This window comes from Pseudomonas capeferrum, from assembly GCF_000731675.1.
Lineage (GTDB): Bacteria > Pseudomonadota > Gammaproteobacteria > Pseudomonadales > Pseudomonadaceae > Aquipseudomonas > Aquipseudomonas capeferrum.
On the sequence record NZ_JMIT01000001.1, the window covers coordinates 191,895 to 216,995 of the forward strand.

The following is a 25,101-nucleotide window of genomic DNA, read 5'->3' on the forward strand; positions in this document are numbered from 1 at the left end:
GGCGGCGCGGGTAATGTCACTGCGCCTGGTAGCCCATGGCCTGGTAGACCTTGCTGACCAGTTCGGGGTTGATCTGGGCGGCGTACTTGTCGACCACGGGGCGGATCCTGGCCTGGATCCGCGCGACCTCTTCGGCCGGCATGTCGTTGACCTGCATGCCGTCGCTGCGCAGTTCGGCGATGGCCTTGCTGTCGGCCTCGCGGGAGATCCTGCGTTGCTCCAGGCGCACTTCCTGGGCCACCTCGGTCAGCAGTTGCTGCTCATCGCGGTTGAGGGTGTCCCAGAAGGTCTTGCTGATCAGCACAATCTGCGGGTTGTAGTTATGCCGGGTCAGGCTCAGGTACTTCTGGACCTCGTTGAAGCGCGAGGCCAAGATCAGCGCCGCCGGGTTTTCCTGGCCATCCACGGTGCCGGTCTCCAGTGCCGTGTGCACCTCGGTGAAGGGCAGGGGGGTGGGGTTGGCACCCAGCGCAGCCCACACGTCGAGGAACAGCGGCGATTGCTGCGCGCGGATCTTCAGGCCGGCAATGTCTTCAAGGCTTTGCACCGGGCGCGCATTGTTGGTCAGGTTGCGTACGCCCAGCTCCCAGAACGCCAGGCCGACCAGGTTCTTTTCGGGCAACTGGTCGGTGAGCATCTTGCCCACTTCGCCATCGAGCATGGCATCGACCTTGGCGGTGTCGGTGTACAGGAACGGGAAGTCGAGGATGCCGAAGTCGGTGACGTGGTTGATCATCAACCCGGCGTTCCAGGTCATCATTTCAACCACGCCGCCTTGCAGCGACGACAGCACTTGCACGTCGCCACCCAGGACGCCATTAGGGAAGGTGCGTACCTTGATCTTGCCATCGCTGCGCTCTTGCACTTTCTTGGCGAACAGCTCCATGCCGATGGCCGGTGGCGTGCCCTTGGGGCTGGTGGCGGCGAACTTGATCACACGCGGATTGTAATCGGCGGCCATGCTCAGGCTGCTGGAGAGCAAAAGGGCGGCGATGACGGCGAGCTTCTTCATGGTGTGTGCCTTTTATTGTTGTAGGGGATCAGTGGCCGAACCACTGAGCGGGGACGGTGACCAGTTCGGGGAAGATGACCAGCAGGAACAGCACGATGATTTCGGCGATCAGGAACGGGAACGTGCCCTTGAGCAGCGCCTCGTAGCGCATCCTGCCGATGCCGCACACGACGTTCAGCACCGTGCCCACGGGTGGGGTGATCAGGCCGATCGAGCAATTGATCATGAACAGCACGCCGAAATAGATCGGGTCGATGTTGGCGGCGGTTACTACCGGCACCAGGATGGGCGCAAGCAGCAGTACGGTCGGCGTCAGGTCCATGACCATGGAGATCACCAGGATCAACAGCATCAACACCACGATCAGCAAGCGTGGGTTGTCCATCACTGGCTGGATCAGGTCGATGATCTGCCCCGGGATGTCGGCGATGGTGATCATCCAGGCGGGTATCGAGGCAGCGGCGACCAGGAACATCACGGCGGCGGTGGTCTTGCCGGCGCGCAGCAGCAGGTCATTGAGCGACTTGAGGCTGAGTTCGCGGTAGATCAACGACGACACCAGCAGGGCATAGACGCTGGCAACCGCACCGGCCTCGGTGGGGGTGACCACGCCAAAGCGCAGGCCTACCACGATGATAACCGGCAGCATCAATGCCCAGAAGCTGTCGACCAAGGCCTTGAGGCGCTGCTTGGCACTGGCCTTTGGGCTCAGCTCGACCTCGGTATTGCGCCGCGACATCAGCCACCAGGCCACGACCAGGGCGGCGGCGATCATCAGCCCCGGGGCAATGCCGGCAAGGAACAGCTTGGTGATCGACAGGCCGGAAGCCACCCCCAGCACGACGAACCCGATACTGGGCGGGATGATCGAACCGAGCACCGAGACCGAGGCGATCAGGCCGCCGGAGCGGTCGCGGTTGTAGCCGGCGATGACCATCATCGGCAGCAGCAGCGCGGTCAGCGAGGCCGCGTCCGCCAGTGCCGAACCGGACAGGCTGGACAGCAGCACGCCAGCGAAGATGGTGACGTAGCCGAGCCCGCCGCGCAGGTGGCCGACCAAGGTGATGGCCAGGTTGATGATGCGCTTGGACAAGCCACCGCTGTTCATGACCTCGCCAGCGATGATGAACAGCGGAATGGCCAGCAGGGGGAAGCTGCCTGCAGAGTTGATGATGTTCTGCGCGATGATCTGGCCATCGAACAGGCCCAGCAGCCACATCAAGGCAACGCCGCAGAGGATCAGGGCGTAAGCGATGGGGGCGCCGATCAGGATGGCGGCCATCAGCACGCCGACGAAGACAGACAGGGCCATTATTCGACTGCTCCGTGTTCGGCTGCCGAGGGTTCGGCCGGGGTGTGCGCGGGCAGGGTGCCCGTGAGGTTTCTGACCAGCTGGGTAAAGATCAGCAGGCCGCTGAGTATGCAAAAGACCAGGCCTGCACCATGGAACAAGGCCATGGAAATGCCTGTGGAGGGGGCGCCTACATGCAGGTTGATCACGGTCTGTTTCCAGCTGCCGTCAAGGAACAGCCAGGTCACGTAGAGCATCAGCACTTGAGTGAGCGCCAGCAGGCATCTGGCCACGCTAGGGGAGACCCGCCGGGTAACGATGTCGACGCCGATGTGGCCATGTTCGTGAAGCATCAGTTGGGCGCCGGCGAACACCAGCCAGACGAAGGCCAGGCGCGAAATCTCCTCGCTGAAGAACAGGCCCGAGTTGAAGCCGTAGCGCAGCACGACATTGGTGAAAATCAGGCAGGTGATGGTGACAAGGCACCCGATCACCAACGTCTTCAGAACCAGGAAGTAACCATCGATCAGTGTTTTCATGGCGCCTCCTGGAGCATCACTGCCCAGGGAGCGCCGAAAGCGCTTGGTGCGAGAACGCGGACAGGAACATCCACCTGTAAGTGTGAGCGGGGCATGGAGTCACCTTTTTATTATTGGACATACGTCGTCGTACGACTGTGTGGATTGTTCAACGAAACGCCCGGTGTCTGCTGCCTCAAGTTTTTTATCAGGGGGATAAGAAATAGCGATCAGTGGGCTGGCGCCGCGCGTGCAAGGGACTGCCGTCGCAGCGTCGCGGTAGCAGGGTGTAACGTATGGTCGCGGTCCTTGCCCTGGGTCGGCATGCTAGAATCCGCCCCTTCGAATCTGGAGGTACACGCGTGCGCAAACTGGCTGTGGTAATGGCAGTGCTCGCCCTGGCGGGCTGTGAAAACGAGGTCGAAGGCGTGCACAAGCAGGTGGCCGAGCACCTGCACAACCCCAAGACGGCCAAGTTCGGCAACGTGCGGATCGACACGAATGGCACCCTCTGCGGCCAGGTCCGCGGCAAGGACGATGCCGGGCAGTACGAAGCCTACCGCAGCTATGTGGCGATCAAGCGTGATGGCCAGTACCAGATCATCGTCGACGACAGCGGCAACAACCTGCGCATCCGCGAACTGTGTGGCGGTGCCGACCTGCAGCGCCGCGCCGAGGCGCTGGCCGGTGAGCCGGCCCCTGAAGGCTGGGATGTCGAAGTGGTGCAGGGGGCGAACATGGGCGCATTGAGCGACATGACGGCGCGCCTGATCGAGAAGGGCATCCCGTCTTCTGTCGAATACCGCAACGGCAAGCCGGTCGTGCTGATGGGGCCGTTCCCCACCAAGGAAGAAGCCGAGGCGCGCAAGGCCGAGGTGATGGCCAAGCTGGGGACCGATTCGGTGGTGATCCAGCACGGCGCCCAGCGCTGAGGGTTATCCAGGCTGCAAGGCAGGCCGCAAGGGCTCTATCGCAAGCAGCCGACCTGTCATCTGCGACCAGTGCGGGCTATGCTTGCACTGGGAGAGCTGAACGGGGAGGGGCCTCATGTCTACACTGGAGCGGGCCATTGTCGTGGCAGCCAAGGCACATGAAGGGCAATACGATAAGGGTGGGGCGGCGTACATCCTCCACCCGTTGCGCGTGATGATGCGGGTTTCCACGCCCGAGCAGCGGATCGTCGCGGTGCTTCATGATGTGATTGAAGATACCCCGCTGACCCTGTCCGACCTGGCGCGTGAAGGTTTTGCACTGAAAATTCTCGCCGCCTTGCTGGCGCTGAGCCGACGTGACGGCGAGGCCTATCAGGACTTCGTGGTACGGCTGGGCGTCGACCCGCTGGCGCGTACCGTCAAATTGGCCGACCTGGCCGACAACAGCGACCTCTCGCGCATCGCCTGCCCAGGCCCTGCCGACCTGGCGCGGCTGGCCCGTTACCGGGAGGCCAGCGCCTACCTGCAGACACTGGCCTGACCCTCAGCCGCAGGCCTTGAGGTTCACCGGCCCGACGAATGCGTTACCACGCCCCATCACGCAGGCCACCTGCTGGTTGCGTTGCAGCTCCCAGGCCTGCGGTGGGTACGTCTTGTTCCAGGCTTCGAACAACTGGCGGTCCTGCTTCGACAGGCGCAGGTTGTACTGCTTGCTCATGTAGAAGTAGGTGCGCGCGATCATGCCGCGGATCGAGGGGCGCGGCATGACCTTCTTGGCCTTGAAATCGACCTGGGTCAGGCAACTGCCGTACTGACCCCGCTGTTCGGGCAGCCAACCGAAACTGAAGTTGCTGCGGTCGCCGTTGACCTCGCCAATGCTGGGCACCAGGTTGTGCAGGTCGGCCTCGGCGCGTTTGTACACCTCATCCTGTTGCGAGCATTGTTTGCGCCCTCCGGCCTGCCAGCACTGGCGCTGGTGGCCAATGTGCCAGGCCGGCACGATGTGCTCCCATTCGATGCGCGAAGCCCGTTGCGCATTCTTGCGCGGGGCATAACCGCAAGAGGCAAGGTCGACCTTGTTGCCTTTATATTTGCAGCCGCAATAAAACTCCGTCGACTGGGGCGCGTACAGCTTCCAGGCGACTTTCTTGGCCTCCTGGAAGGTGCGCGGGGCATCGGCTTGGGCAAGCGGGGTGGCCAACAGCAGGCAGGTTGCAGCGAAAAGCGAAACTCTCATGCGCGGTCAGTCTTCCTTGGGCACGGTCCAGAAAATCTGCACGCCACCGTCGTCGCGATGGGCGAGTGTGACGTTGTCGTTTTCGGCGATTTCCTCAAGCAGGGTTTCCCAGTCGTCCGGGGATTCCTGCTCCAGGCGGAAGATCAGCGCGGCGCGGTTGCGCTGGGCGGATTGGCTGTTGATGATCTTCTGGATACGGACACCCAGTTGTTCATAGCTGCTCGGCGTTGCTGAGGAGGTGCTGGCCACAGGCATTTCCTTGTTTTTGCTGTATGTGCATACAGTATTTCACTGTAAGTAAATTCGCAACTGCCTGTGAGGCGAAAGAGTGTGTGACTGAGGAGAAGGATTGATACCATTCAGCCCATCACCCCTCCGCCATCATTCGCGCGCGCTGTGCATGGCCACAGCAGCGACGCCTTGGGCGTGGCCCGCAACGGGTCAGGCGCAAGTTTCAGGAAGCTTCACATGTACCCACTCCCTTTGCATCGACCTGCCCACTTGCGCACAGGCCTGGCCCTGTTGCTGACCGGTAGCATGAGCCCCTTGAGCCATGCCGGCAGCGAGGCAACCGATGTGCTGATCACCGACCCTGTGGTGGTCACCGGCGCCTATGCGCCAACCGGTAGTTTCGACTTGCCTTTTTCGATCGATACCGTCGACCTTTCACAGGGCAATGACGGCCAGTTGGGCGTCAACTTGTCGGAAGTGCTGACCAAGGTGCCTGGCCTGGTGGTGCAGAACCGGCAGAACTACGCGCAAGACCTGCAGGTGTCTTCGCGGGGTTACGGCGCACGCTCGGCCTTCGGCATTCGTGGCCTGAAGCTGCTCAGCGACGGCATTCCGGCCAGTACCCCGGACGGGCAGGGGCAGGCGGCCTCGCTAAACCTGGATGTGGCCGACCGTATCGAAGTACTGCGTGGCCCGGCCGCGACCCTTTACGGGAGCAACGCCGGCGGCGTCATCCAGATGTTCAGCCGGGACGGGCAGGGGCCTGCCAGGGTCGGGGCCGAAACCACCTTCGGCAGCGACGGTTTCAACAAGAATCACCTGTCGGCCGAGGGCGGTAACGAGACGGCCGGCTTTGTGCTCGATGCCTCGCGCATGGACACCGACGGTTACCGTGACCACAGCGCTGCCCGCCGCGACCAGACCTTCGCCAAGGTGCACGTCAGGCCAGACGCCGATTCACGCCTGGCACTGATCTACAGCAGCCTTGAGCAAAACAACACGCAAGACCCGTTGGGGCAGACCTGGAGCGCTTACCAGCACGACCCGCGCTCCACCGCGACAGTGGCTGAAACCTACAACACCCGCAAAAGCATCGACCACCAGCAGTTGGGCATGAACTACGAGCGCTATTTTGGCGATGCCACGTTGCAGTTCAATCTCTATGCGGGGCAGCGCAGCGTCATTCAGTACCTGTCCATCCCCAAGACGGTGGCCTCCAACAACCAGCGTGGCGGTGGGGTCGTCGACTTCGACCGTGAGTTCCACGGTGGCACCTTGCGCTGGATACAACCGGTTACCGCCGCACCCGGCAACCTGACCGTCACGGTGGGCGCGGACTACGACCAGAGCAAGGATGACCGCCGCGGCTACCAGAATTTCAGCGGCGACACGCTAGGCGTCAAAGGCGAGTTGCGCCGTGACGAGCAAGACACCGCCACCAGCCTGGACCCATACATCCAGGCGCATTGGGAAATCGGCGACTGGACCACCCAGCTCGGCGTGCGCCACAGCACCATGCAAATGCGCGTCGATGACCACTACCTGGCCAATGGCGACGCCAGTGGCAAGAAGAAATATCAGCAGAACACGCCATCGCTGTCAGTGATGTACGCGTTCACTGCCGACTTGCGTGGTTACGTGAGTGTCGGCAAGGGTTTCGAGACCCCGACCCAGGCCGAGATGGCTTACGCGCCCGGCCTGGTCGAAAGCTTCAATTTCGGGCTCAAGCCTGCCACCAGTACCCAGTATGAACTGGGCGTGAAATACCGGCTCGGTGAGCGCACCCGGATCAACGCAGCGGTCTACGAAATCCACACCGATGATGAAATCGTCGTGGACCGCTCCACCGAAGGCCGCACCAGCTATCGAAACGCTGGGCGAACCTTGCGCCGCGGTTTCGAGGCGAGCCTGCACAGTGACCTGAGCGATCAGTGGCAAACCACCTTTGTCTACACCCGCACCGATGCCCGCTATGCCGAAGATTTTGCCCAAGGCACGCAGACTATCGACAGCGGTAACCGGCTGCCTGGGGTACCGCTGAACAACCTGTATGGCGAGCTGGTATGGAAGCCTGCGACGTTCGTCAGCATGGGGGTTGAAGGGCAATACCGCAGCAAGGTGTATGTGGAGGACAGCAACAACGCCAAGCCGGCGCCTGCCTATGCCGTGTTCAACTGGCGAACGCGCTTTGAGCAGCACGTCGGGCCTTGGACGTTTCATCAGCTGATCCGCTTGGACAACCTGCTTGACCGGCAGTACGTGGGGTCGGTGATCGTGGGCGACAGCAACTCGCGTTACTACGAAGCTGCGCCTGGGCGCTCGTGGTATGCCGGGGCAGGGTTGGAGTATCAGTTCCGCTGATGTGATGCGGTGCTATATCCGCTGAGGGTTCAGGCGAAGCGTTCGAACCGATAAGGGCTTGGATCGATCAGCGGTGGCGCTTGCGAAACCAGGTCTGCGGCCAGTTGGCCGGCAGCCGGCGAGGTGCCGAAGCCATGGCCGGAAAAGCCGGTGGCCAGGGTCAGGCCGGGTAGGGCCGGCACCGGCCCGATGACCGGGTTGGAGTCGGGGGTGACGTCGATGGTGCCGGCCCAGGCTGCGGCGATCTGTGCCTGCTCGAAGACCGGCCAGGCCGCCTTGAGGTTACGCAGGGCTTCGTCATTGAGAGCGGTGTTGGCCTGTGGGTCCTGAACCCTGACGCGTTCGAAGGGCGTGACTTGCGAGGCCTTCCAGTGCCGGGCCAGGGCCAGGTCCTTGAAGAAATACTTGCCGAAACTGATGCGCAAAAAATCACGTTGCGCCCGCAATTGCGGCAGGTAGCGCCTGCCCAGCAGCACATGGTCCCAGGTCAGGAACGCATCGAGCGCGCCGCGTTGGGTGATGATGTAGCCGCCATCCTTGTGTTTGCGAAACGAAAAGTCCGGTGCGCCCACGGCGATGTCGGTCGGGCCTTGCAGCGGGTGGGTACGCAGCACGGAACAGGTCAGCGGCAAGGTTGGCAGGTCGATATCGAGGTTGCCGAGAAACTTGCGTGACCACATGCCCCCGGCCAGCAGCACCTGCTCGCAGCGGATCTCGCCTTGTTCGGTGACCACGCCGCTGACCCTGCCGGCGGCGGTGACCAATGTGCGCACGGCGCAGTTTTCCACGATCACTGCGCCTTTGGCGATCGCCGCCCGGGCAATGGCGCTGGCTGCCAGGGTTGGCTCCGCGCGGGCGTCGGAGGCGGTGTAGATGCCCCCGGCCCATTCGGCACGGCCACCGGGCACCCGGTTGGCAATCTCTTTGCTGCTGAGCAGGCGAGAGTCCAGGCCAAGGTGCTCGATGCTCTTCAGCCAGCTCTCGTGCATGCCCATTTGCGTGTCGTTACGGCCAATGAACATGATGCCGGCTTGCCGGTAGCCGACATCGCAGCCAACCCGCTCGGCCATCTTCGCCCACAGCCGGTCGGCGGCCAGGGCCAGCGGAATGTCGTGCGCATGGCGGTTGGTCTTGCGCACCCAGCCAAGGTTGCGCGACGACTGCTCGCCCGCCAGGCGGCCCTTCTCCAGCACCACCACCGGGATGTTGCGCTCGGCCAGGGTCAGGGCTGCGGTCAGGCCGATGATGCCTGCGCCGATGATCACCACGCTGGTGGCCTGAGGGTGGGTGGTACTGGTGTGCACAGGATCGATGACGGGGGACATGGTTTCACTCGGCGGCAGTGTGAACAGAACGTGGCGGGTTCAAGGCGGGCAGGTCACTGGCCCAGCCGGATCAACGAGACCTGCGCGCGGGAGGCGCCCCGGTACGCCGTCACTTCCAGCTCGACCTTGTACACGGTCGACCCCAGCGGCGGGCAGGTGACGGTGGTGGCCGGGTCGACGCCCCTGAATTTCTCGCCGATCACGTCCATGACCTTGGGAAGATCGTTTGGGTCCTGGATGAACACGCGCGAGCTGATCACATCGCCCAGCCCAGCGTCGACGGCCGCCAGCGCGGCTTCGATGTTGGCGAATACCTGGTGAGTCTGTTCGATCACGTCTTCGGGGATGATCTGGGTCTGCGGGTTGCGGCCGGCAGTGTTGGACACGTAGATCCAGTTGTCTACCGCCACCAGGCGGGAGTAGCTGGCCATGTCTTCGAATTTGGAGCCGGTTTTCAGTTTGGTGATTTGCGTCATGGGGGAGCCTTTTGAGGTGAGGAGGGTCAGCTGAGGACAGGTTTTTCCCAGAGGTTGAGCTTTACGCCGATGCCTTTCTCGACAGCGTTGCGGTACACCACGGTGCCCCAGGCGACGTCTTCCACGGGCATGCCGCCCACCGACATGATGATGATTTCATCGTCGTTCAGACGCCCTGGCGCATCACCGCTGATGATCTTGCCGATGTCTTCGACCTGCGCGGCGTCGAGCGTGCCTTCGGCGATCATGTCCATGAAGCGCACGCCTACCAGCGGCACATGGTTGTGCGCAGGCTTGGGCAGTTCGTCGAACCACGCTTCGTACAGCCCGGTGTTGTCCACCACCTTGCGCACGTCCGAACGCTCCATGCCTGCATCGATGCTGCAGGGGGCGGGCATCGCCAGAAACGCGCCGGGCTTGACCCATTCGCGGCGTACCAGCGGGTAGGTGCTGGGGTCGCCGACTTCGCCCGAGCTGCAATAGCTGACCAGGTCGGCATCACGCACCACCTCTTCCAGGGTTTGCACGACCTGGATGCGCGTGATCTGCGGGAAGGTGGCCTTGACCCAGGCCACGAACTCATCGAGGTTCTTCTGGCCACGGCCTTTGATCTTGATCGTGTCGATCAGCGGGCACACGGCCATGAACGCGGCGACCGTGGTCTTGCCCATCACACCTGGCCCGGCCAGGCCGATGACCTTGGCGTCCTTGCGGGCCAAGTGGCGCGCGCCAACACCGGGGATGGCGCCGGTGCGGTACGCCGACAGCAGGTTGGCCGACATGTGCGCCAGGGGCGCGCCAGTGTCGGCGTCGTTGAGGGTGAACATCAGGATGGAGCGCGGCAGGCCCTTTTCCCGGTTGGCGATGTTCGAGCCATACCATTTGGCGCCTGCGGTGCGGAAGCTGCCGCCCAGGTAGGCGGGCATGGCCATCATGCGACGGTCTGCGGTGGGCTTGGGCATGTGCGGGAAGGGCGACTGTTCGGGGAACGTGATCATCGCGCCGTGGGAATCGTTGTTCGGGCCGGCCATGCGGTAGTCGCCCTGGTAGAGCAGGTTGAACATCGCCTCCATGGTGTCGACACAAGCGGGCATGTCGGTCACGCCGGCGCGGATCATGTCCTGCTCGGACAAGTAGATGAAGTCAATTCGGGTATCGAGGGTCATGGCGGGTCTCGCAGGGCGGCCGTTGTCAGGGACGACGGCGTCATCGGGTTTTGTTGTTGTGGGCTGGCGCTAACACGTGCGGCCAGTTTCGCTAACGGCTGGCAGGGCGTCTTGTGCCTGCGTGCCAGCCGTTTTGACCTGCCGTGCCATCGGCGTATTGGCAAGACGGTGACTGCCATCAGGGCCTAGAAGGGCACCGCGATGGTCAGCTGGCTGTAGACGTTGGTGCCGTTGCCACCCACCTGGTTGCCGCCGTTGCTTTCGCCCTTGCGTGGCTGATACAGGCCGACCAGCGGGCTGATGACCAGGTGCTCGTTGACCGCCCATTCCAGGTACAGGTCGAGCTCCCTGGCATCGAGGTTGAGGCTGTCGCGGGTGCGCACGGTATCGAAGTCGAAATACAGCGCACCGACCGTGAGGTTTTCCAGCGGGGTAGCCTTCACGCCAACATGGTGAATGCCGGTGTTGCTGTTGAACGGGCCGGCGTAGTTGGCGGCGACCTCACCCTGGAACCAGGTGCCATAGCCACTGGACAGGCCACTGAACAGCGAATCCCAGCCTGCCGAGTAGCGCGTGTAACGGTAGGTCACCTGGGGTGCCCAGGGCAGGTCGGCGAAGGTGTAGCCGGCCTGCAGGTACCAGGCTTTTTCCGGGCCGCCTTGCTTGTCTTGCCACGCGTATTCGAAGGCGAAGCTGGCGTTGTCGATGCCGGCGCTGCCTTCGCCCCGCAAGCTGTAGACATCCATGCCCTCACGCGCCTTCTGGAAGGCGCTGGCCCATTGGTCGGTCACGTCGATGCCGTGCACCCAGGTCAGCCCCAAGGTGCCCAGGGCATGGGTGTAGTCCAGCGTGCCTGCGGCCAGTTCGGTCTCGGCCTGTGCGCGGTTGTCGGACTTGAGCCACAGCAGGCTGCCATGCAGGCCATCCTGCCCGCCCAGGCGCAGCACGGCGGTGCGGTCGAAGGCATGGCGCGCCGCCAGGTAGTAGGCACCGCCGCGGTCCAGGGTGCCATCCGCCACGCCGTTGCCCAGGTTGGGCCCGTCGTCGTTGATCAAGAAGCCACTGCCCAGGCGCACCACCTGGCGCCCTGCGGAGATATCCACGCCATCCTTGCCCAGCCAGGGCAGCAGATCGCCCGAACGCCAGCCCAGGTAGGCGTCTTCGATCTTGGTGGTGCGTTCGGAGCCATCGGTATTGCCTGCGGCATCGCCATCGCCCCAGGTGGCGGAACTGACCCAGTTCAAGGCGCCATAAAGGCTGCCGTTGCCGGCCAGGCCCTGATCGCCGCTAACGCCATACTTGATGAAGCCCTCGCGCCAGGTCGAGCCACCGGGGGTGCCGTCATAGTTCTTGCGGCTGTTGAACATGCCCCACACCGCGAGCATGTCGGCATTCAAGTGGCTGTCGTCGTCGGCGTAAAGCTCGTAGGCCGGCGCGGCCTGGCTGGCCAGTAAGGTGGCCAAGGCCAGGGCGGACAGCCGTTGCGGTTTGAACATTGCACTTCCCTCGATTGTTCTCGGCACCTTGCAAGGCGGCCTTTGTTTTTCGGGGGCACCCGTGTGGGGACGAGGCGCCGTCGCGGTTGGCTGCGACGGCCTATTAGCGCGTGGATGGCAGGGTGGGGTCTTGTTCGTGGCTGCCAAGGCGTTTGCACGCCTTGGCCAGGCCTGTTCGATTGGCCTATTCAGTAACGGATCATCACCGACTTGAGCTCGGTGAAGTCATCGATGAACGCCGAGCCGAACTCGCGGCCGATGCCGGACGCCTTGATACCGCCAAACGGCACGGCCGGGTCGAGCAGGGTGTGCATGTTGACCCACAAGGTGCCGGCCTGGATTTCCGGCACCAGGCGCATGGCCTTGCCCAGGTCGTTGGTCCATAGGCTGGCGCTCAGGCCATAAGGCGTCGCGTTCATCAGGTGCAGCAGTTCGTCTTCGTCGTCGTAAGGCAGGAAGGTCGCCACCGGGCCGAAGGTTTCCTGGTTCAGCAAGGTGTCGCTGGCGGCCTTGGCGAGGATCACCGTCGGTTCGACGAAGCAGCCCGGGCCCTCGCCAATCTGCCCGCCATGGATGATCTGACTGCCCTCGGCGCGCGCGGTGGCGAACAGCTCGGCCAATTTCTGCTGGTGCGGCTTGTTGGCCACTGGGCCGAACTGGGTGGCCTCATCCAGGGGGGAGCCGACCTTCAGCTGGCTCAGGCGCTGGGACAGCGCATCGAGCAGCGGGTCGATGCGCGAGCGGTGGACGAAGAAGCGCTCACCCGCTGCGCAGATTTGCCCTGAGTGCAGGAAGCCTGCCTCGATGATGCCATCGACGGCCTTGTCGAGCGCCACGTCAGGCAGGAATGCCACTGAGTTCTTGCCACCCAGCTCCAGAGTCGCCCGGGTCAGCTTGGCGCCCATGGCGGCCTGGCCGACGGCGATGCCGGTAGGCACCGAGCCTGTGAACGAGACCTTGTCGGTGCCGGGGTGCTCGATCAATGCCTTGCCCACCAGGCCGCCACCGGTCAGCACGTTGAGCGCGCCCGGCGGCAGGCCGGCCTGGCTGGCCAGTTCGGCGATGCGCAGCAGCGTCAGGGGCGTGAACTCGCTGGGCTTGAGGACGATACTGCAGCCGGTGGTCAGGGCCGACGCGAGTTTCCAGATGGCGATCATGGTGGCGAAGTTCCACGGCACGATGCCCACGACCACGCCGATCGGTTCGCGCAGGGTGAATGCACTGTAGCGCTCACCGGCGAACGAGGGCAGGGACGGGGTGATGGTCTGGCCGGTGATCTTGGTGGCCCAGCCTGCGTAATAGCGCAAGAAGTGCGCGGCCTGCTCGACTTCGAAAGCGCGCGAGATACCGATCAGCTTGCCCGACTGCAAGGTTTCGAGCTGGGCCAGTTCTTCGCGGTTGGCTTCCAGCAGGTCGGCCAGTTTGAACAGCACGGCGGCGCGGGCGGCGGGGCTGGTGCGCGACCACGTGGTGAAGCCCTGGCGGGCCGAGCTCACGGCATGCTCCACATCGGCCTGGTTGGCGTCGGCGATGCGGGCGATGGTTTCGCCATCGGCCGGGTTGACCACCGCAAGGGTCGCAGACGATTGGCTGGCCAGGTGTTGGCCGTGAATGAACACGCCATGTTGTCGGGCCATGAATGCGGTGACCGCGGGAAGAAGGGTAATGTCGCTCATGCAGGCTCCTGAGGCAGAGACGCGGCCCGGCAGGCCGCCAAAGCGTCGAGCATAGTGAGCGTGCACGGTGTTGATCTTGCATCTCCCTGACGCCGGCATGACGCTGCCTGCCAGGCGTGATGGCATTGGCAGGCAGCAACAAGGGCCACGGCAGCCATGGGCAAGACGCCCTGCCGGCTGCGGCGCACAGTGGCAGCGCAGGGAGGCAAACAACAGCCGTGCGTGCAGGTTCGCTTGCCGCGTTCAACGCCACAAAAACAAGCCGGGGCATAACGATGTCACTCAACAATAAGCTCACCGAGCATCTCAACCGGGGCACTGTCGGGTTCCCCACGGCGCTGGCCAGCACCGTCGGGCTGATCATGGCCAGCCCGGTGATCCTTACCGCGACCATGGGCTTTGGCATTGGCGGCAGTGCCTTCGCCATGGCCATGGTCATCGCGGCATTGATGATGCTGGCGCAGTCGACCACCTTCGCCGAGGCGGCGGCGATACTGCCGACCACAGGGTCGGTGTACGACTACATCAACTGCGGCATGGGCCGGTTCTTCGCCATCACCGGCACCTTGTCGGCCTACCTGATCGTGCACGTGTTCGCCGGTACCGCCGAGACCATTCTGTCTGGCGTCATGGCCCTGGTGAACTTCGAGCACCTCAATACCCTGGCGGAGTCCGCAGGTGGCTCGTGGCTGCTCGGCGTGTTCTTCGTGTTGGCATTCGCGGTGCTCAATGCTTTTGGCGTCAGTGCCTTCAGCCGCGCCGAGGTGATCCTGACCTTCGGCATGTGGACCACGCTGATGGTGTTTGGCGTGCTCGGCCTGATCGCTGCGCCGGCGGTTGAGCTGGAAGGGCCGTTCGGCGCTTCGCTGGTCGGCACCGACCTGATGACCATCCTCTCGCTGATCGGTATGGCCATGTTCATGTTCGTCGGGTGTGAGTTCGTCACCCCGCTGGCGCCGGAACTGCGCCGTTCGGCCTGGGTGTTGCCGCGGGCCATGGCGTTGGGTTTGTTTGGCGTGGCCAGCTGCATGTTCATCTACGGCGCGGCGATGAAGCGCCAGGTGGAAAACGTTGTGCTCGATGCCGCCAGCGGTGTGCACCTGCTCGACACGCCTATGGCCATCCCGCGTTTCGCCGAGCAGGTGATGGGCGATATCGGCCCGGTGTGGCTGGGTATCGGCTTTCTGTTTGCCGGCGCTGCCACCATCAACACCTTGATGGCCGGGGTGCCGCGCATCCTCTACGGCATGGCGGTGGATGGTGCACTGCCCAAGGCTTTCAGCTACCTGCATCCGCGCTTCAAGACGCCTTTGCTGTGCATTCTGGTGGTTGCCTTGATCCCGTGCCTGCACGCCTGGTACCTGGGGGGCAACCCGGACAACATCCTGCACCTGGTACTGGCGGCGGTGTGTGCCTGGAGCACCGCTTACCTGCTGGTGACGTTGTCGGTGGTGATCCTGCGCATCCGTCGTCCGGACCTGCCACGTGCCTACCGCTCGCCGTTGTTCCCGCTGCCGCAGATCCTCTCCAGCAGCGGCATCGTCATCGGCATGGCGTTCATCACCCCACCGGGCATGAACCCGGCCGATATCTACGTGCCGTTCGCCATCATGCTGGCCGGCACCGCGACCTATGCGCTGTTCTGGACGCTGTGCGTACAGAAGGTCAACCCGTTCAAGCCGGCGCGGGTCGAGGATGTACTGGCACAAGAATTCGCGGCAGAGCCGGGCCCTGCAGTGGAGCACATGCAGCATGATCAGACATTTGCGTGAGCGCCTGCTGGCGCCGCGTGCCCCAACCGGTTACCGGCCAGGGGCTACGCTGGGGCTGCTGTCGCGTAACCTGGGGCAGGTACAGATGCACCTGCTGGAACCCGCCCGCGCGGTGCTCGACAACCCCGCCCAAGGCTGGCGTGCCGAGGTGCGCGAGTGCGTCGAGGCGCACTTGCTGATGCACGTGGTGACCTGCGAATTCCACCTGTGCCTGCCTGCCCTGCAAGGGGGCGAGGTGAGGCTTGAATTGCGTCACGCTGGTGCAATCCGCCGTACGGGCCTGGCCTGCGTGTACCGCAGCGGTGACAAGGCGCGCTTCATCCAGGCACGTGACCTGCTGCTGAGCAATGCGCAACTGACCGCTGCGCTCATGCCGCTGGATTTCAAGCGCCTGGCCCTGGAATGCCGCGATGGCCACTGGTGGCTGACCCTGGAACACATGGGCGGCAGCGAAGTGGTCAACCGCATGCCGGCGTTCCGGCGCTACATCCAGATCAGCCCGCCGCAGCGGGCGCACCTGATGGCTTGCCTCGGCCTGTTCGGGGAGTCGCTACCCCGCCTCTGACCTTTTTCTGGCACGTGCCTTGCTCCTGTTTCAGGCGAGAGATCACAGTTGTGCGGTCATTGATAACATGTTAACAATGGCCGCATAACAACAAATTCTGCGTCGAGGGCATCCATGCACACTCAACAACCCAATCGTCAGGGGCTGGAAAGCTGGACCACGGCCATGCAGCAGATCTGCGGCCGTTTCGAGACAGCGCTGGCCTCCAACCATTCCTTGTTCATCGGCGAAGTCTCCACGTTTTCCCGTGCGGGCCTGCCGCTTGCCAACCTGCGCACCAACGCCGGCAACATTCGCCGGCTGGGCGATAACCCGACCCTGGACGATGACCAGCATTGCTTTCTGGTCAGTCAGCGCATGGGGCATTCGACGGTGGCGCAAGGCGGCATGAGCGTCAGCCTGGCGCCGGGTGAATTGTTGCTGATGGATTCGGTCGGGCGTTGCGAAATCACCCCCAACGGCCTGATCGAACATGTGTCGCTGGCCCTTTCCCGCGAGCAGGTGCGCAAGCATGTACAAGGCGCGGGGGCAATGTTTGGCAAGATCTCCTCGACCAATGCCTGTGGGCGCATGCTGCATGTGCTGATGGACCAACTGTGCAAGGACGACCATGTCAGTGGCGATGGTGCACAAGGCGATGCGCTGCAGACTGCATTCATTGCGTTGCTCGAACCGGGCTTCGAGCGTAATGGCGAAGGCGCTTGCAACCTGGGGCCGCTCAGTGGTGGCAACCTGCGCAGCTATGTGCAGCAGGTGATTGATGAGTCCCTGTCGCAGCCGGGGCTGACACCGGCCAACCTGGCGGGTCGGCTGAATATTTCGGTTCGCCACCTGTACCGGTTGTTCGAGGAGGAGGGCGACAGCGTCTGCCGCTACATCCAGCGAGCGCGCCTGAAGCGCAGCGCGGACGACCTGGCCAACCCGTTCTTCAAGCGTGAGTCGATTACCTCGATCGCCTACAAGTGGGGCTTTACCGACTCGGCGCATTTCAGCCGCTCGTTCAAGAAGCAGTTCGAGCAATCGCCCAAGGACTTCCGCGCACAGGCCATGGTCATGTAGCCCTCAGCTCACCGCCTGTTGTACGCCTTGCCGAGTGGCGGTGAGGGTCATGGCAGTGCTTCAGTAATGAAAGCAAAGGTTCAGCGGCGGCCGTTGAAATAGCCTGAAAGCTGGTGCACGGCTTTGCCGGCGGTAAGCAGTAGCGGGCGGAAATGGTCCTTGCCGAAGATCCGCGCATGCTTGACCGAGCTGACCAGCTCATAGCCTGCCGACCCTTCGTGCATGCCTTCGGCGAGGAGTTTGCAAATGATGTGGCTGGGGGTGACGCCGAAACCCGAATAGCCCTGGACATAGAACGCGTTGGGACGATTGCTCAGCGTACCGATCTGGGGGAACAAGTTGGCGCTGGTGGCCATCGGGCCGCCCCAGGCCAGGTCGATGCGCACGTCCTTGAGGTACGGAAAAATCTTCAGCATCAGGGCGCGGTTCCACGCCTTGAGGTCCAGCGGGATGTGTTCGATGCAGGAGGTGGCGGCGCCGAACAGCAGGCGGTTCTCGCGGGTGACGCGGTAGTAGTCGATCACCGGGCGGATATCGCTGTAGGCGCCACGGATCGGGCTGATGCGCGCGATCAGTTGATCCGGCAGCGGCTCGGTCATCATCTGGAAGGCGTAGGTGTTGACGGTGCGCGCGTGCAGCTCCGGCTCCAGCTTGTTGAGAAAACTGTCGCACGCCCACAGCAGTTTGCTTGCACGTACCGAGCCGCGGCCGGTGCGCACCTTGATACGCTCGCCGTAGGTCACTTCGAGCGCCGGGCTGTGCTCGAAAATGCGCGCACCGTGGCCGACCAGGGCCTGGGCCTCGCCAAGCAGCAGGTTGAGCGAATGCACGTGGCCACCGCCCATGTGCAGCAGGGCACTGCTGTAGGCGTCGCTGCCGATGATCTGGCGCACGTCCGAGCCTTCCAGGTAGCGGATTTCGTCTTGCGAATTGATGGCCTTGAACTGTTTTTCCCACGTGCGCAGGGTGTTCGCCTGGCGGCGATTGAAGCCCATGTAGCCGTAACCATGGCAGAAGTCGGCGTCGATGGCGTAGCGGGCGATGCGCGCCTTGATGATGCCGGCGCCCAGTTCGCTGAGCGCGAAGATCTGCTGCAGGCCCTGGTCACCGACACTGCTTCTGATCTTCTCCAGGTCATGGCCGATGCCCGCCATGATCTGCCCGCCGTTGCGCCCGGTGCCGCCGAAACCCAAGTAGCGGGCTTCGAGCACGACGATGTTGGTCACGCCTTTTTCGGCCAGTTCCAGCGCCGTGTTGATGCCGGAAAACCCGCCACCGATGACCACCACATCCGCCTCGATGTCATGTTCCAAAGTGGGGTAGTTCAGGTTGTACTTTTTGGTTGCGCCGTAATAGGTCGGGCTTTCGAGGGTGATCATGACGCAGCCTGCCGAATGGGAGTTGTGATAGGGCTGTTTCGCAAGCGCACTGGCACATGCGGCCATTGAACGCCTGGCTATCGCCGGGGGTCTTGTCCTTGCCTGCCCCCCGAGTGTAACCAGCCTGCCAGCGCGGCGTACGGGCCCGTCATCGGCAGATTGGTTAATGTATTAATGAGCCTGCGATGGCATACTGGCCTGCTCGCCACTTTCCATGATGCTCGGGCACGCATGACCACACCAAGACCCTCTTTGACCCTGACCCTGCTACAGGCGCGTGAAGCCACGATGGCGTTCTTTCGACCGGCATTGAATGCCCATGACCTGACCGAACAGCAATGGCGGGTCATTCGCATTCTGCGCCAGCAAGGCGAGCTGGAAAGCCATCAGCTTGCCGAGCTTGCCTGCATCCTCAAGCCCAGCATGAGTGGCGTGCTCAAGCGGCTCGAACGCGACGGGGTGGTTGCACGGCGAAAGTCGCCGGAAGACCAGCGGCGGGTGTTCATCACGCTGACCGACAAGGGGCAGCAGGCGTTTCTGGCCATGAGCGAAGAAATGGCCCGCAACTACGACAGGATCCTCAGCCAGTTCGGCGAGGCAAAACTCGAGCAACTGATGCAACTGCTCAACGAGATGAAAAAGATCAAACCGTGATACGCCAACGGCCTTGTTTCATCGGCTGATGGCGCCATGGAAAGTACAATTTTCCCGCCGTAACGTGCATTCCGAGGTTTGGTCTTACCTCACATACTGAACGTGTCATTGCAGACTTCCCGGCTGTTCCTTCGCACCCAAACGCCCGCAACGACGGGCTTGGCGCAGCCGCTGTCGACTATCCAATAACAAGAGACCGTTCATGAAAAAGCCAAACTCCCTGCTGGAAGACCTCACGTCGATCTTGCCGACGATTGCCGCCAATGCTGTGCGCGCGGAGCAGGATCGCAGTGTTCCGGCAGAGAATATCGCGCTGCTCAAAAGCATCGGCATGCATCGCGCCTTCTTGCCAAAGCATTACGGTGGCATGGAGATTTCGCTGCCGCAGTTTGCCCAGTGCATCGCCACGCTGGCAGGCGCCTGCGCCAGCACCGCCTGGGCCATGAGCCTGCTGTGCACCCACAGCCACCAGATGGCGATGTTCTCGCCCAAACTGCAGCAGGAGGTGTGGCAAGCCAACCCGGATGCAACGGCCAGCAGCAGCATCGCGCCCTTTGGCCGTACCGAAGAGGTCGAAGGCGGCGTGACCTTCAGCGGTGAAATGGGCTGGAGCTCCGGTTGCGACCATGCCGAATGGGCGATCATGGGGTTCCGCCGGCAGAATGCAGAGGGCACCCAGGACTACTGCTTCGCCATTCTGCCGCGCAGCGATTATGAGATCCGTGATGATTGGTATGCCGTCGGCATGCGTGGCAGCGGCAGCAAGACCTTGATCGTGCGTGACGCCTTCGTGCCGGAGCACCGCATCCAGAAGGCCAAGGACATGATGGAGGGCAAGTCGGCAGGCTTTGGCCTGTACCCGGACAGCAAGATCTTCTTCGCCCCGTACCGCCCCTATTTTGCCAGTGGTTTCTCCACCGTCAGCCTTGGTGTCGCCGAGCGCATGCTGGCGGTGTTCCGCGAGAAAACCCGCAACCGCGTGCGCGCCTACACCGGTGCTGCGGTGGGCGCGGCAACGCCGGCACTCATGCGCCTGGCCGAGTCCACGCATCAAGTCGCCGCCGCACGGGCCCTGCTGGAAAAAAGCTGGGAAGAGATCGCCGAACACAGCGAGCGCCACCAATACCCGACACGCGCCACCCTGGCATTCTGGCGCACCAACCAGGGCTATGCCGTGAAGATGTGCATCCAGGCGGTAGACCGGCTGATGGAAGCGGCCGGTGGCGGCGCCTGGTTCGAAAGCAACGAGATGCAGCGCCTGTTCCGCGATGCGCACCTGACCGGTGCCCATGCCTACACCGATTACGACGTGTGCGCGCAAATCCTCGGCCGCGAGCTGATGGGCCTGGAGCCTGACCCGGCGATGGTCTGAGCCGCCGGCTGGCCGATCCCCCTCACAAATACAACAACGAACAGGGCAGGCTCTTGGTCTGCCCGGGAGTCTTGCATGTCCAATGAAACCGCAACTGCCGCTGGCTTCGATAGCCGTGCCTTCCGCCGCGCGCTGGGCAACTTCGCCACCGGCGTGACCGTTGTCACTGCCGCCGCCCCCGGCGGGCGCACGGTCGGCGTCACCGCCAACAGCTTCAACTCGGTATCGCTGGAGCCGGCGTTGATCTTGTGGAGCATCGACAAACGCTCCACCAGCCACGAGGTGTTCGAGCAAGCGTCGCACTTTGCCGTGAACATTCTGGCGGCGGACCAGATCGAGCTTTCCAACAACTTCGCACGGCCCCGGGACGACCGTTTTGCCGGTGTCGAATGCGAGCAAGGGGCGGGCGGCGCACCGCTGCTGGCCGACTGCTCGGCGCGTTTTCAGTGTGAGAAGTTTCAGCAACTGGACGGTGGTGACCACTGGATACTGATCGGCAAGGTGGTGGCGTTCGATGACTTCGGCCGCTCGCCGTTGCTGTACCACCAGGGGGCCTACTCGATGGTGCTGCCCCATACCCGCATGACCCAGCGTGCCGAGGGCCAGGCGCCGAGCAGCCACTTCCAGGGCCGCCTGCAGCACAACCTGTACTACCTGATGACCCAGGCGTTGCGGGCCTACCAGGGTGACTATCAGCCACGCCAACTGAGCACCGGCCTGCGTACCAGCGAAGCGCGGATGCTGATGGTGCTGGAGAACGATGCCGGGCTAGGCCTGAACGACCTGCAGCGTGAAGTGGCGATGCCGGCCCGGGAAATCGAGGAAGCGGTCGCCAACCTCAAGCGCAAGGGGTTGATTGCTGATGAGGAGGGCCGTGTGCGGCTTTCGGTCAAAGGTGTGGACGAGACCGAGATGCTCTGGACCATTGCCAGGGAGCAACAGGACAAGGTGTTTGGGCAGTTCAGCGATGAGCAGATGGACACCTTCAAGACGGTGTTGAGGGCGATCATCCAGCGGTAGGGCATTGCAGACTGGGGCCGCGTTGCGGCCCTTTCGCGACGCAAGGCCGCTCCTACAGGCACAGCGCATGGCTCTGATGGTAGGAGCGGCCTTGCGTCGCGAAAGGGGCGCAAAGCGCCCCCCAAAGGTTGTCAGTAAACGCCGCCCCCATCACCGACCGCAGCCGCCCCCCCCTTGAACGCCCCCGCCAACGCCGTGAGCCCACGCATCAGCACCGTGGTATCCACCCCCACCGCCACAAACGCCGCGCCCAACGCCATGTAGCGCCGTGCCAGCGTCTGGTCCGCGCTGAGAATCCCCGCCGCCTTGCCCGCCTGGCCGATACGCACGATCGCGTCCTCGATGGCCGCTTGCACTTCAGGATGCCCAGGGTTACCCCGATGGCCCATGGCGGCGCTCAGGTCGGCCGGGCCGATGAACACGCCATCGACACCCTCGACCGCCACGATCTCATCCAGGTTGGCCAGCCCTTCCATGTTCTCGATCTGCACCAGCAAACACATTTGCGCATCAGCCTGGTCGAGGTAGCCGGGGATGCTGTTCCAGCGTGACGCCCGCGCCAGCGCGCTGCCCACCCCGCGTATGCCCTTGGGCGGGTAATGCATGGCCTGCACCAGCTGGCGCGCCTGCGCGGCGCTTTCCACCATCGGCACCAGCAAAGTCTGCGCGCCGATATCCAGCACTTGCTTGATCAGCGCGGTATCGCCAATCACCGGGCGGATCACCGCCTGGCTGGCGTAAGGCGCCACCGCCTGCAACTGCGCGAGCATGCCGCGCAGGTCGTTGGGTGCGTGCTCACCGTCGATCAACAGCCAGTCGAAGCCGGCGTTGGCGGCAAGCTCCGCGCAGTATGCATCGGCCAGGCCGAGCCACAGGCCGATCTGCGCCTCGCCACTGCGCAGGCGTTGTTTGAAACGGTTGACGGGCATGTCCATGGGCAAGTCCTCAGACGAAACGGCAGGCAATCGAGCCGAGTTGGTCGTAGTCGACGTGGAAGGTGTCGCCCGGCCGTGCGGCCACCGGGCGCGTGAAGGAGCCGCCCAGGATGATCTGCCCCGGCTGCAGCGTGACGTCATACGCGGCCAGCTTGTTGGCCAGCCAGGCGACGCCCTTGGCCGGGTGGTTGAGCACCGCAGCGCTGACCCCGGACTCCTCGATCACACCGTTGCGGTACAGCACGGCTGGCACCTTGCGCAGGTCGATCTCGGTGGGACGCACGGCGCGCCCGCCCATCACCACGCCCGCATTGGCGGCGTTGTCGGAAATGGTGTCGAACACCTTGCGTGTGGCCTGGGTCTGCGGGTCGACCTGCTGGATACGGGCGTCGATGATCTCAAGCGCAGGGATCACCCACTCGGTGGCGTCCAGTACATCGAACACCGTGACATTCGGGCCCTTGAGCGGCTTGCCGAGAATGAAGGCCAGCTCAACTTCGACGCGCGGCACGATGAACCGCTCGAAGGGGATGTCGGTGCCTTCATCGAACAGCATGTCGTCCAGCAGGGCGCCGTAGTCAGGCTCGGTGATGTTCGACGACACCTGCATGGCGCGTGAGGTCAGGCCGATCTTGTGGCCGACCAGCTTGCGCCCGGCCGCGATCTTCTTGGCGACCCAGGCGCGCTGGATGGCGTAGGCATCTTCGATAGTGATAGCGGGTTGGTCGAGCGAGAACTGGCGCACCTGTTCGCGCGTGCGCTCGGCCTGGTCGAGGCGCTCGGCCGCCTGTTGGATGAAAGCGTTATCAAGCATGGTCAGAGTCTCTGCGTTCAAGGGTTGACGATGGCGGCGCGGGTGCGCAGCACCAGCAGGCCGCCGAGGGTGATGAAAGTGGCGAGCACATACAGCGCAAGGCTGGCGCTTTGCGTGGTGTCGCGGACCCAGCCGATGAAGTACGGTGTGGCGAACGAGGCGATGCTGCCCAGCGAGCTGATCAGGGCAATGCCAGCCGCCTGGGTGCGGTCATTGAGAAACGCCGGGGGCAGTTGCCAGAACATCGGCAGGGCGGCGCTCGCACCCATGCCTGCCAGTACCAGGCCGGCCAATACCGGCAGCGGCTGAGAGGGCGCAAGGGCGGCGATCGCGATACCGGCAGCGGCCATCAACAGCGGGATGGACAAGTGCCAGCGGCGCTCGCGGTGGCGGTCGGACGAGCGCCCGCAGGCCAGCATGAACACGCAACCGGCCAGGTACGGCACGGCGCTGAGCAGGCCGACACTGGCGTCGCTGGCGATGCCGGCGGTGTGGATCAGGCTGGGCATCCAGAATGCCAAGGTGTTCACCGCCAGCATCACCGCGCTGTACACCGCCACCAGCAACCACAGCGCAGGGCTGGCGAGGATGCCGGCGAACGAGGTAACCGGCTTGCGCTGTTCTTCCTGGCCGAACTGAGCGCGCAGGGCGGCTTTTTGCTGCGCGTCGAGCCAGTTCACCTGCTCGAAGCGTTCCGGCAGGGTGGCCAGCACCACCAGGCCAAGCAGGATGACCGGTGCGCCTTCGAGCAGGAACATCCACTGCCAGCCACGCAGGCCCGCAGCGTCATGCATGAACGCCAGAATACCGCCAGACAGCGGCCCGCCGACCACCCCCGCCAGCGGCACGGCGATGGCGAACAGCGCGGTGATCTGCGCCCGGCGGCCGGCCGGGTACCAACGGTTGAGGTACACCAGAATACCTGGGAAGAACCCGGCTTCGGCCGCGCCCAGGGCGAAGCGCAGCAGGTAGAACGCGCTGCTGCTCTCGATCAGCAGCATGCAGGTCGACAGCGCGCCCCACACCACCATCAGGCTGGCGATCCAGCGCCGTGGGCCGAAGCGTTCGAGCATCAGGTTGCTGGGCACGGCGAACAGCGCGTAGGCAATGAAAAACAGCCCGGCGCCCAGCCCGTAGACCGTGTCGGACAGGTGCAGGTCCTGGCTCATCTGCATCTTGGCGAAGCCGATGTTGATGCGGTCCAGGTGGGCGAACAGGTAACACACCAGCAGCAGCGGCATCAGCCGCCAGGTGATGGCCCGGTGTGTACTGTCGATGAGTGTGGCTTGCGCCGTGCTGCGCGAGGCGTGCTCCAGTGTGCTCATATTCTTGTACTTGTAGTGGATGAGACGTTGAGAGGGGCTGGCCGTGGCTTCAGGCCGGCGTGTTGAACAGCGGGTGCAGGGTGCTGTGCTTGGCGTCGTAGACCTGCGCGGTGCTCTCGTCGATCTGCACGGTGATGCCGATCGGGCGTTGCTGCAGCAGCCCGTCCAGGTGTTGTTTGAGCACTTGCAGCAGGCTGTCGCCCACCGTTTTGTGAACCTCGGCAGCGCGGCCGCTGCCCATCCGCAGGTTGGCGTACAGGAAGCCATAGTCGCCGTTGCCATCGGCTACCGCGCAGTGGGCGGCGGGGTAGGCCAGCACGCGCGTACCGCCGGTGGGGAATACTGCCTTGCCGGCGGCATCGCGTTGTTCAAGCATGGTGTCGGCCAGGGCGCGGCACAGGGCCGGGATGTCGGCGTCGGCTTCCAGGTCGGGGGTGTAGAGCAGAACCAGGTGTGGCATGAAGGGCATCCTCAGGGCAGGAATG

At 63.6% G+C, this 25,101-nt stretch carries 24 protein-coding genes; 9 read left to right on the forward strand and 15 right to left on the reverse strand.

From position 1 onward, the window contains the following. Positions 1–16: 16 nt before the first annotated feature. Genes PC358_RS00985 through PC358_RS00995 form a run of 3 tightly spaced genes read right to left on the reverse strand, consistent with a single transcriptional unit; the run spans position 17 to position 2,842 of the window. Positions 17–1,012: a TRAP transporter substrate-binding protein gene (locus tag PC358_RS00985; RefSeq protein WP_033696877.1), complete on the reverse strand. Its 996-nt coding sequence runs from the start codon at positions 1,010–1,012 to the stop codon at positions 17–19. Between the two features lie 28 nt (positions 1,013–1,040). After that, the gene (locus PC358_RS00990; RefSeq protein WP_033696879.1) at positions 1,041–2,324 is read right to left on the reverse strand and encodes a TRAP transporter large permease subunit; all 1,284 of its coding nucleotides are present in this window, start codon (positions 2,322–2,324) and stop codon (positions 1,041–1,043) included. Next, positions 2,324–2,842, reverse strand: a complete 519-nt coding sequence (locus PC358_RS00995; RefSeq protein WP_033696880.1) for a TRAP transporter small permease — start codon at positions 2,840–2,842, stop codon at positions 2,324–2,326. Before PC358_RS00995 ends, PC358_RS00990 begins: the two co-directional genes overlap by 1 nt. Positions 2,843–3,183: 341 nt before the next feature. Here PC358_RS00995 and PC358_RS01000 point away from each other — a divergent pair, with 341 nt between their 5' ends. Beyond that, on the forward strand, positions 3,184–3,753 hold the full coding sequence (locus PC358_RS01000; protein WP_033696881.1) for an SPOR domain-containing protein: 570 nt from the start codon (positions 3,184–3,186) through the stop codon (positions 3,751–3,753). A gap of 115 nt (positions 3,754–3,868) precedes the next feature. Further along, positions 3,869–4,294: a GTP pyrophosphokinase gene (locus tag PC358_RS01005; RefSeq protein WP_033696882.1), complete on the forward strand. Its 426-nt coding sequence runs from the start codon at positions 3,869–3,871 to the stop codon at positions 4,292–4,294. Between the two features lie 3 nt (positions 4,295–4,297). Here PC358_RS01005 and PC358_RS01010 read toward each other — a convergent pair whose 3' ends face one another. Both PC358_RS01010 and PC358_RS01015 read right to left on the reverse strand, forming a co-directional pair. After that, entirely contained in the window at positions 4,298–4,990 is a 693-nt protein-coding gene (locus PC358_RS01010; protein WP_033696883.1) for an endonuclease, read from the reverse strand. 6 nt (positions 4,991–4,996) lie between these two features. Then, positions 4,997–5,239, reverse strand: a complete 243-nt coding sequence (locus PC358_RS01015; RefSeq protein ID WP_033696884.1) for a DUF1654 domain-containing protein — start codon at positions 5,237–5,239, stop codon at positions 4,997–4,999. Positions 5,240–5,458: 219 nt separating this feature from the next. On the opposite strand from PC358_RS01015, the gene PC358_RS01020 reads away from it, so the two are divergent. Next, positions 5,459–7,582, forward strand: a complete 2,124-nt coding sequence (locus tag PC358_RS01020) for a TonB-dependent receptor family protein (protein WP_420847907.1) — start codon at positions 5,459–5,461, stop codon at positions 7,580–7,582. Positions 7,583–7,611: 29 nt separating this feature from the next. Here the strand turns inward: PC358_RS01020 and PC358_RS01025 are convergent, their stop codons facing one another. The 5 genes from PC358_RS01025 to PC358_RS01045 form a co-directional block, all read right to left on the reverse strand. Beyond that, a complete protein-coding gene (locus PC358_RS01025; RefSeq protein WP_033696886.1) occupies positions 7,612–8,907 on the reverse strand; it encodes an NAD(P)/FAD-dependent oxidoreductase in 1,296 nt (431 codons plus the stop codon). 53 nt (positions 8,908–8,960) lie between these two features. Further along, positions 8,961–9,383, reverse strand: a complete 423-nt coding sequence (locus PC358_RS01030; protein ID WP_033696887.1) for a RidA family protein — start codon at positions 9,381–9,383, stop codon at positions 8,961–8,963. A gap of 26 nt (positions 9,384–9,409) precedes the next feature. Continuing rightward, positions 9,410–10,549 (reverse strand): ornithine cyclodeaminase family protein, encoded by a 1,140-nt coding sequence (locus PC358_RS01035; protein ID WP_033696889.1) that lies wholly within the window; start codon positions 10,547–10,549, stop codon positions 9,410–9,412. 185 nt (positions 10,550–10,734) lie between these two features. Next, the gene (locus PC358_RS01040) at positions 10,735–12,045 is read right to left on the reverse strand and encodes an alginate export family protein (RefSeq protein WP_033696891.1); all 1,311 of its coding nucleotides are present in this window, start codon (positions 12,043–12,045) and stop codon (positions 10,735–10,737) included. A 188-nt stretch (positions 12,046–12,233) separates the two neighbouring features. Next, on the reverse strand, positions 12,234–13,721 hold the full coding sequence (locus tag PC358_RS01045; protein ID WP_033696895.1) for an aldehyde dehydrogenase family protein: 1,488 nt from the start codon (positions 13,719–13,721) through the stop codon (positions 12,234–12,236). A gap of 275 nt (positions 13,722–13,996) precedes the next feature. On the opposite strand from PC358_RS01045, the gene PC358_RS01050 reads away from it, so the two are divergent. From PC358_RS01050 to feaR, 3 genes are all read left to right on the forward strand, one after another. After that, entirely contained in the window at positions 13,997–15,493 is a 1,497-nt protein-coding gene (locus PC358_RS01050) for an APC family permease (protein WP_033696897.1), read from the forward strand. Further along, positions 15,474–16,058, forward strand: coding sequence for a DUF3156 family protein (locus PC358_RS01055; RefSeq protein ID WP_033696899.1), 585 nt, complete (start codon positions 15,474–15,476; stop codon positions 16,056–16,058). The genes PC358_RS01050 and PC358_RS01055 overlap by 20 nt, the downstream gene beginning before the upstream one ends. 114 nt (positions 16,059–16,172) lie before the next feature. Continuing rightward, positions 16,173–17,117, forward strand: a complete 945-nt coding sequence (gene feaR, locus PC358_RS01060) for a transcriptional regulator FeaR (RefSeq protein ID WP_033696901.1) — start codon at positions 16,173–16,175, stop codon at positions 17,115–17,117. 80 nt (positions 17,118–17,197) lie between these two features. Here the strand turns inward: feaR and PC358_RS01065 are convergent, their stop codons facing one another. Then, positions 17,198–18,496 (reverse strand): NAD(P)/FAD-dependent oxidoreductase, encoded by a 1,299-nt coding sequence (locus PC358_RS01065; protein WP_033696904.1) that lies wholly within the window; start codon positions 18,494–18,496, stop codon positions 17,198–17,200. A gap of 231 nt (positions 18,497–18,727) precedes the next feature. Here PC358_RS01065 and hpaR point away from each other — a divergent pair, with 231 nt between their 5' ends. The 3 genes from hpaR to PC358_RS01080 all read left to right on the forward strand — a co-directional run bounded on the left by hpaR (position 18,728) and on the right by PC358_RS01080 (position 21,542). After that, on the forward strand, positions 18,728–19,150 hold the full coding sequence (gene hpaR, locus PC358_RS01070; RefSeq protein ID WP_033696906.1) for a homoprotocatechuate degradation operon regulator HpaR: 423 nt from the start codon (positions 18,728–18,730) through the stop codon (positions 19,148–19,150). Positions 19,151–19,352: 202 nt separating this feature from the next. After that, positions 19,353–20,522, forward strand: a complete 1,170-nt coding sequence (locus PC358_RS01075) for a p-hydroxyphenylacetate 3-hydroxylase oxygenase component (protein WP_033696908.1) — start codon at positions 19,353–19,355, stop codon at positions 20,520–20,522. Positions 20,523–20,597: 75 nt separating this feature from the next. Further along, positions 20,598–21,542, forward strand: a complete 945-nt coding sequence (locus PC358_RS01080; RefSeq protein WP_033696910.1) for a p-hydroxyphenylacetate 3-hydroxylase reductase component — start codon at positions 20,598–20,600, stop codon at positions 21,540–21,542. A gap of 131 nt (positions 21,543–21,673) precedes the next feature. Here the strand turns inward: PC358_RS01080 and hpaI are convergent, their stop codons facing one another. From hpaI to PC358_RS01100, 4 genes are read right to left on the reverse strand one after another with little or no spacing between them, the layout of a single operon-like run. Continuing rightward, positions 21,674–22,477: a 4-hydroxy-2-oxoheptanedioate aldolase gene (gene hpaI / locus PC358_RS01085; RefSeq protein ID WP_033696912.1), complete on the reverse strand. Its 804-nt coding sequence runs from the start codon at positions 22,475–22,477 to the stop codon at positions 21,674–21,676. A 10-nt stretch (positions 22,478–22,487) separates the two neighbouring features. Next, positions 22,488–23,291, reverse strand: coding sequence for a 2-oxo-hept-4-ene-1,7-dioate hydratase (gene hpaH / locus PC358_RS01090; RefSeq protein ID WP_033696913.1), 804 nt, complete (start codon positions 23,289–23,291; stop codon positions 22,488–22,490). A 17-nt stretch (positions 23,292–23,308) separates the two neighbouring features. After that, a complete protein-coding gene (locus tag PC358_RS01095; protein WP_033696916.1) occupies positions 23,309–24,616 on the reverse strand; it encodes an MFS transporter in 1,308 nt (435 codons plus the stop codon). Between the two features lie 49 nt (positions 24,617–24,665). Further along, positions 24,666–25,076, reverse strand: a complete 411-nt coding sequence (locus PC358_RS01100; RefSeq protein ID WP_033696918.1) for a 5-carboxymethyl-2-hydroxymuconate Delta-isomerase — start codon at positions 25,074–25,076, stop codon at positions 24,666–24,668. Between the last annotated feature and the right edge of the window lie 25 nt (positions 25,077–25,101).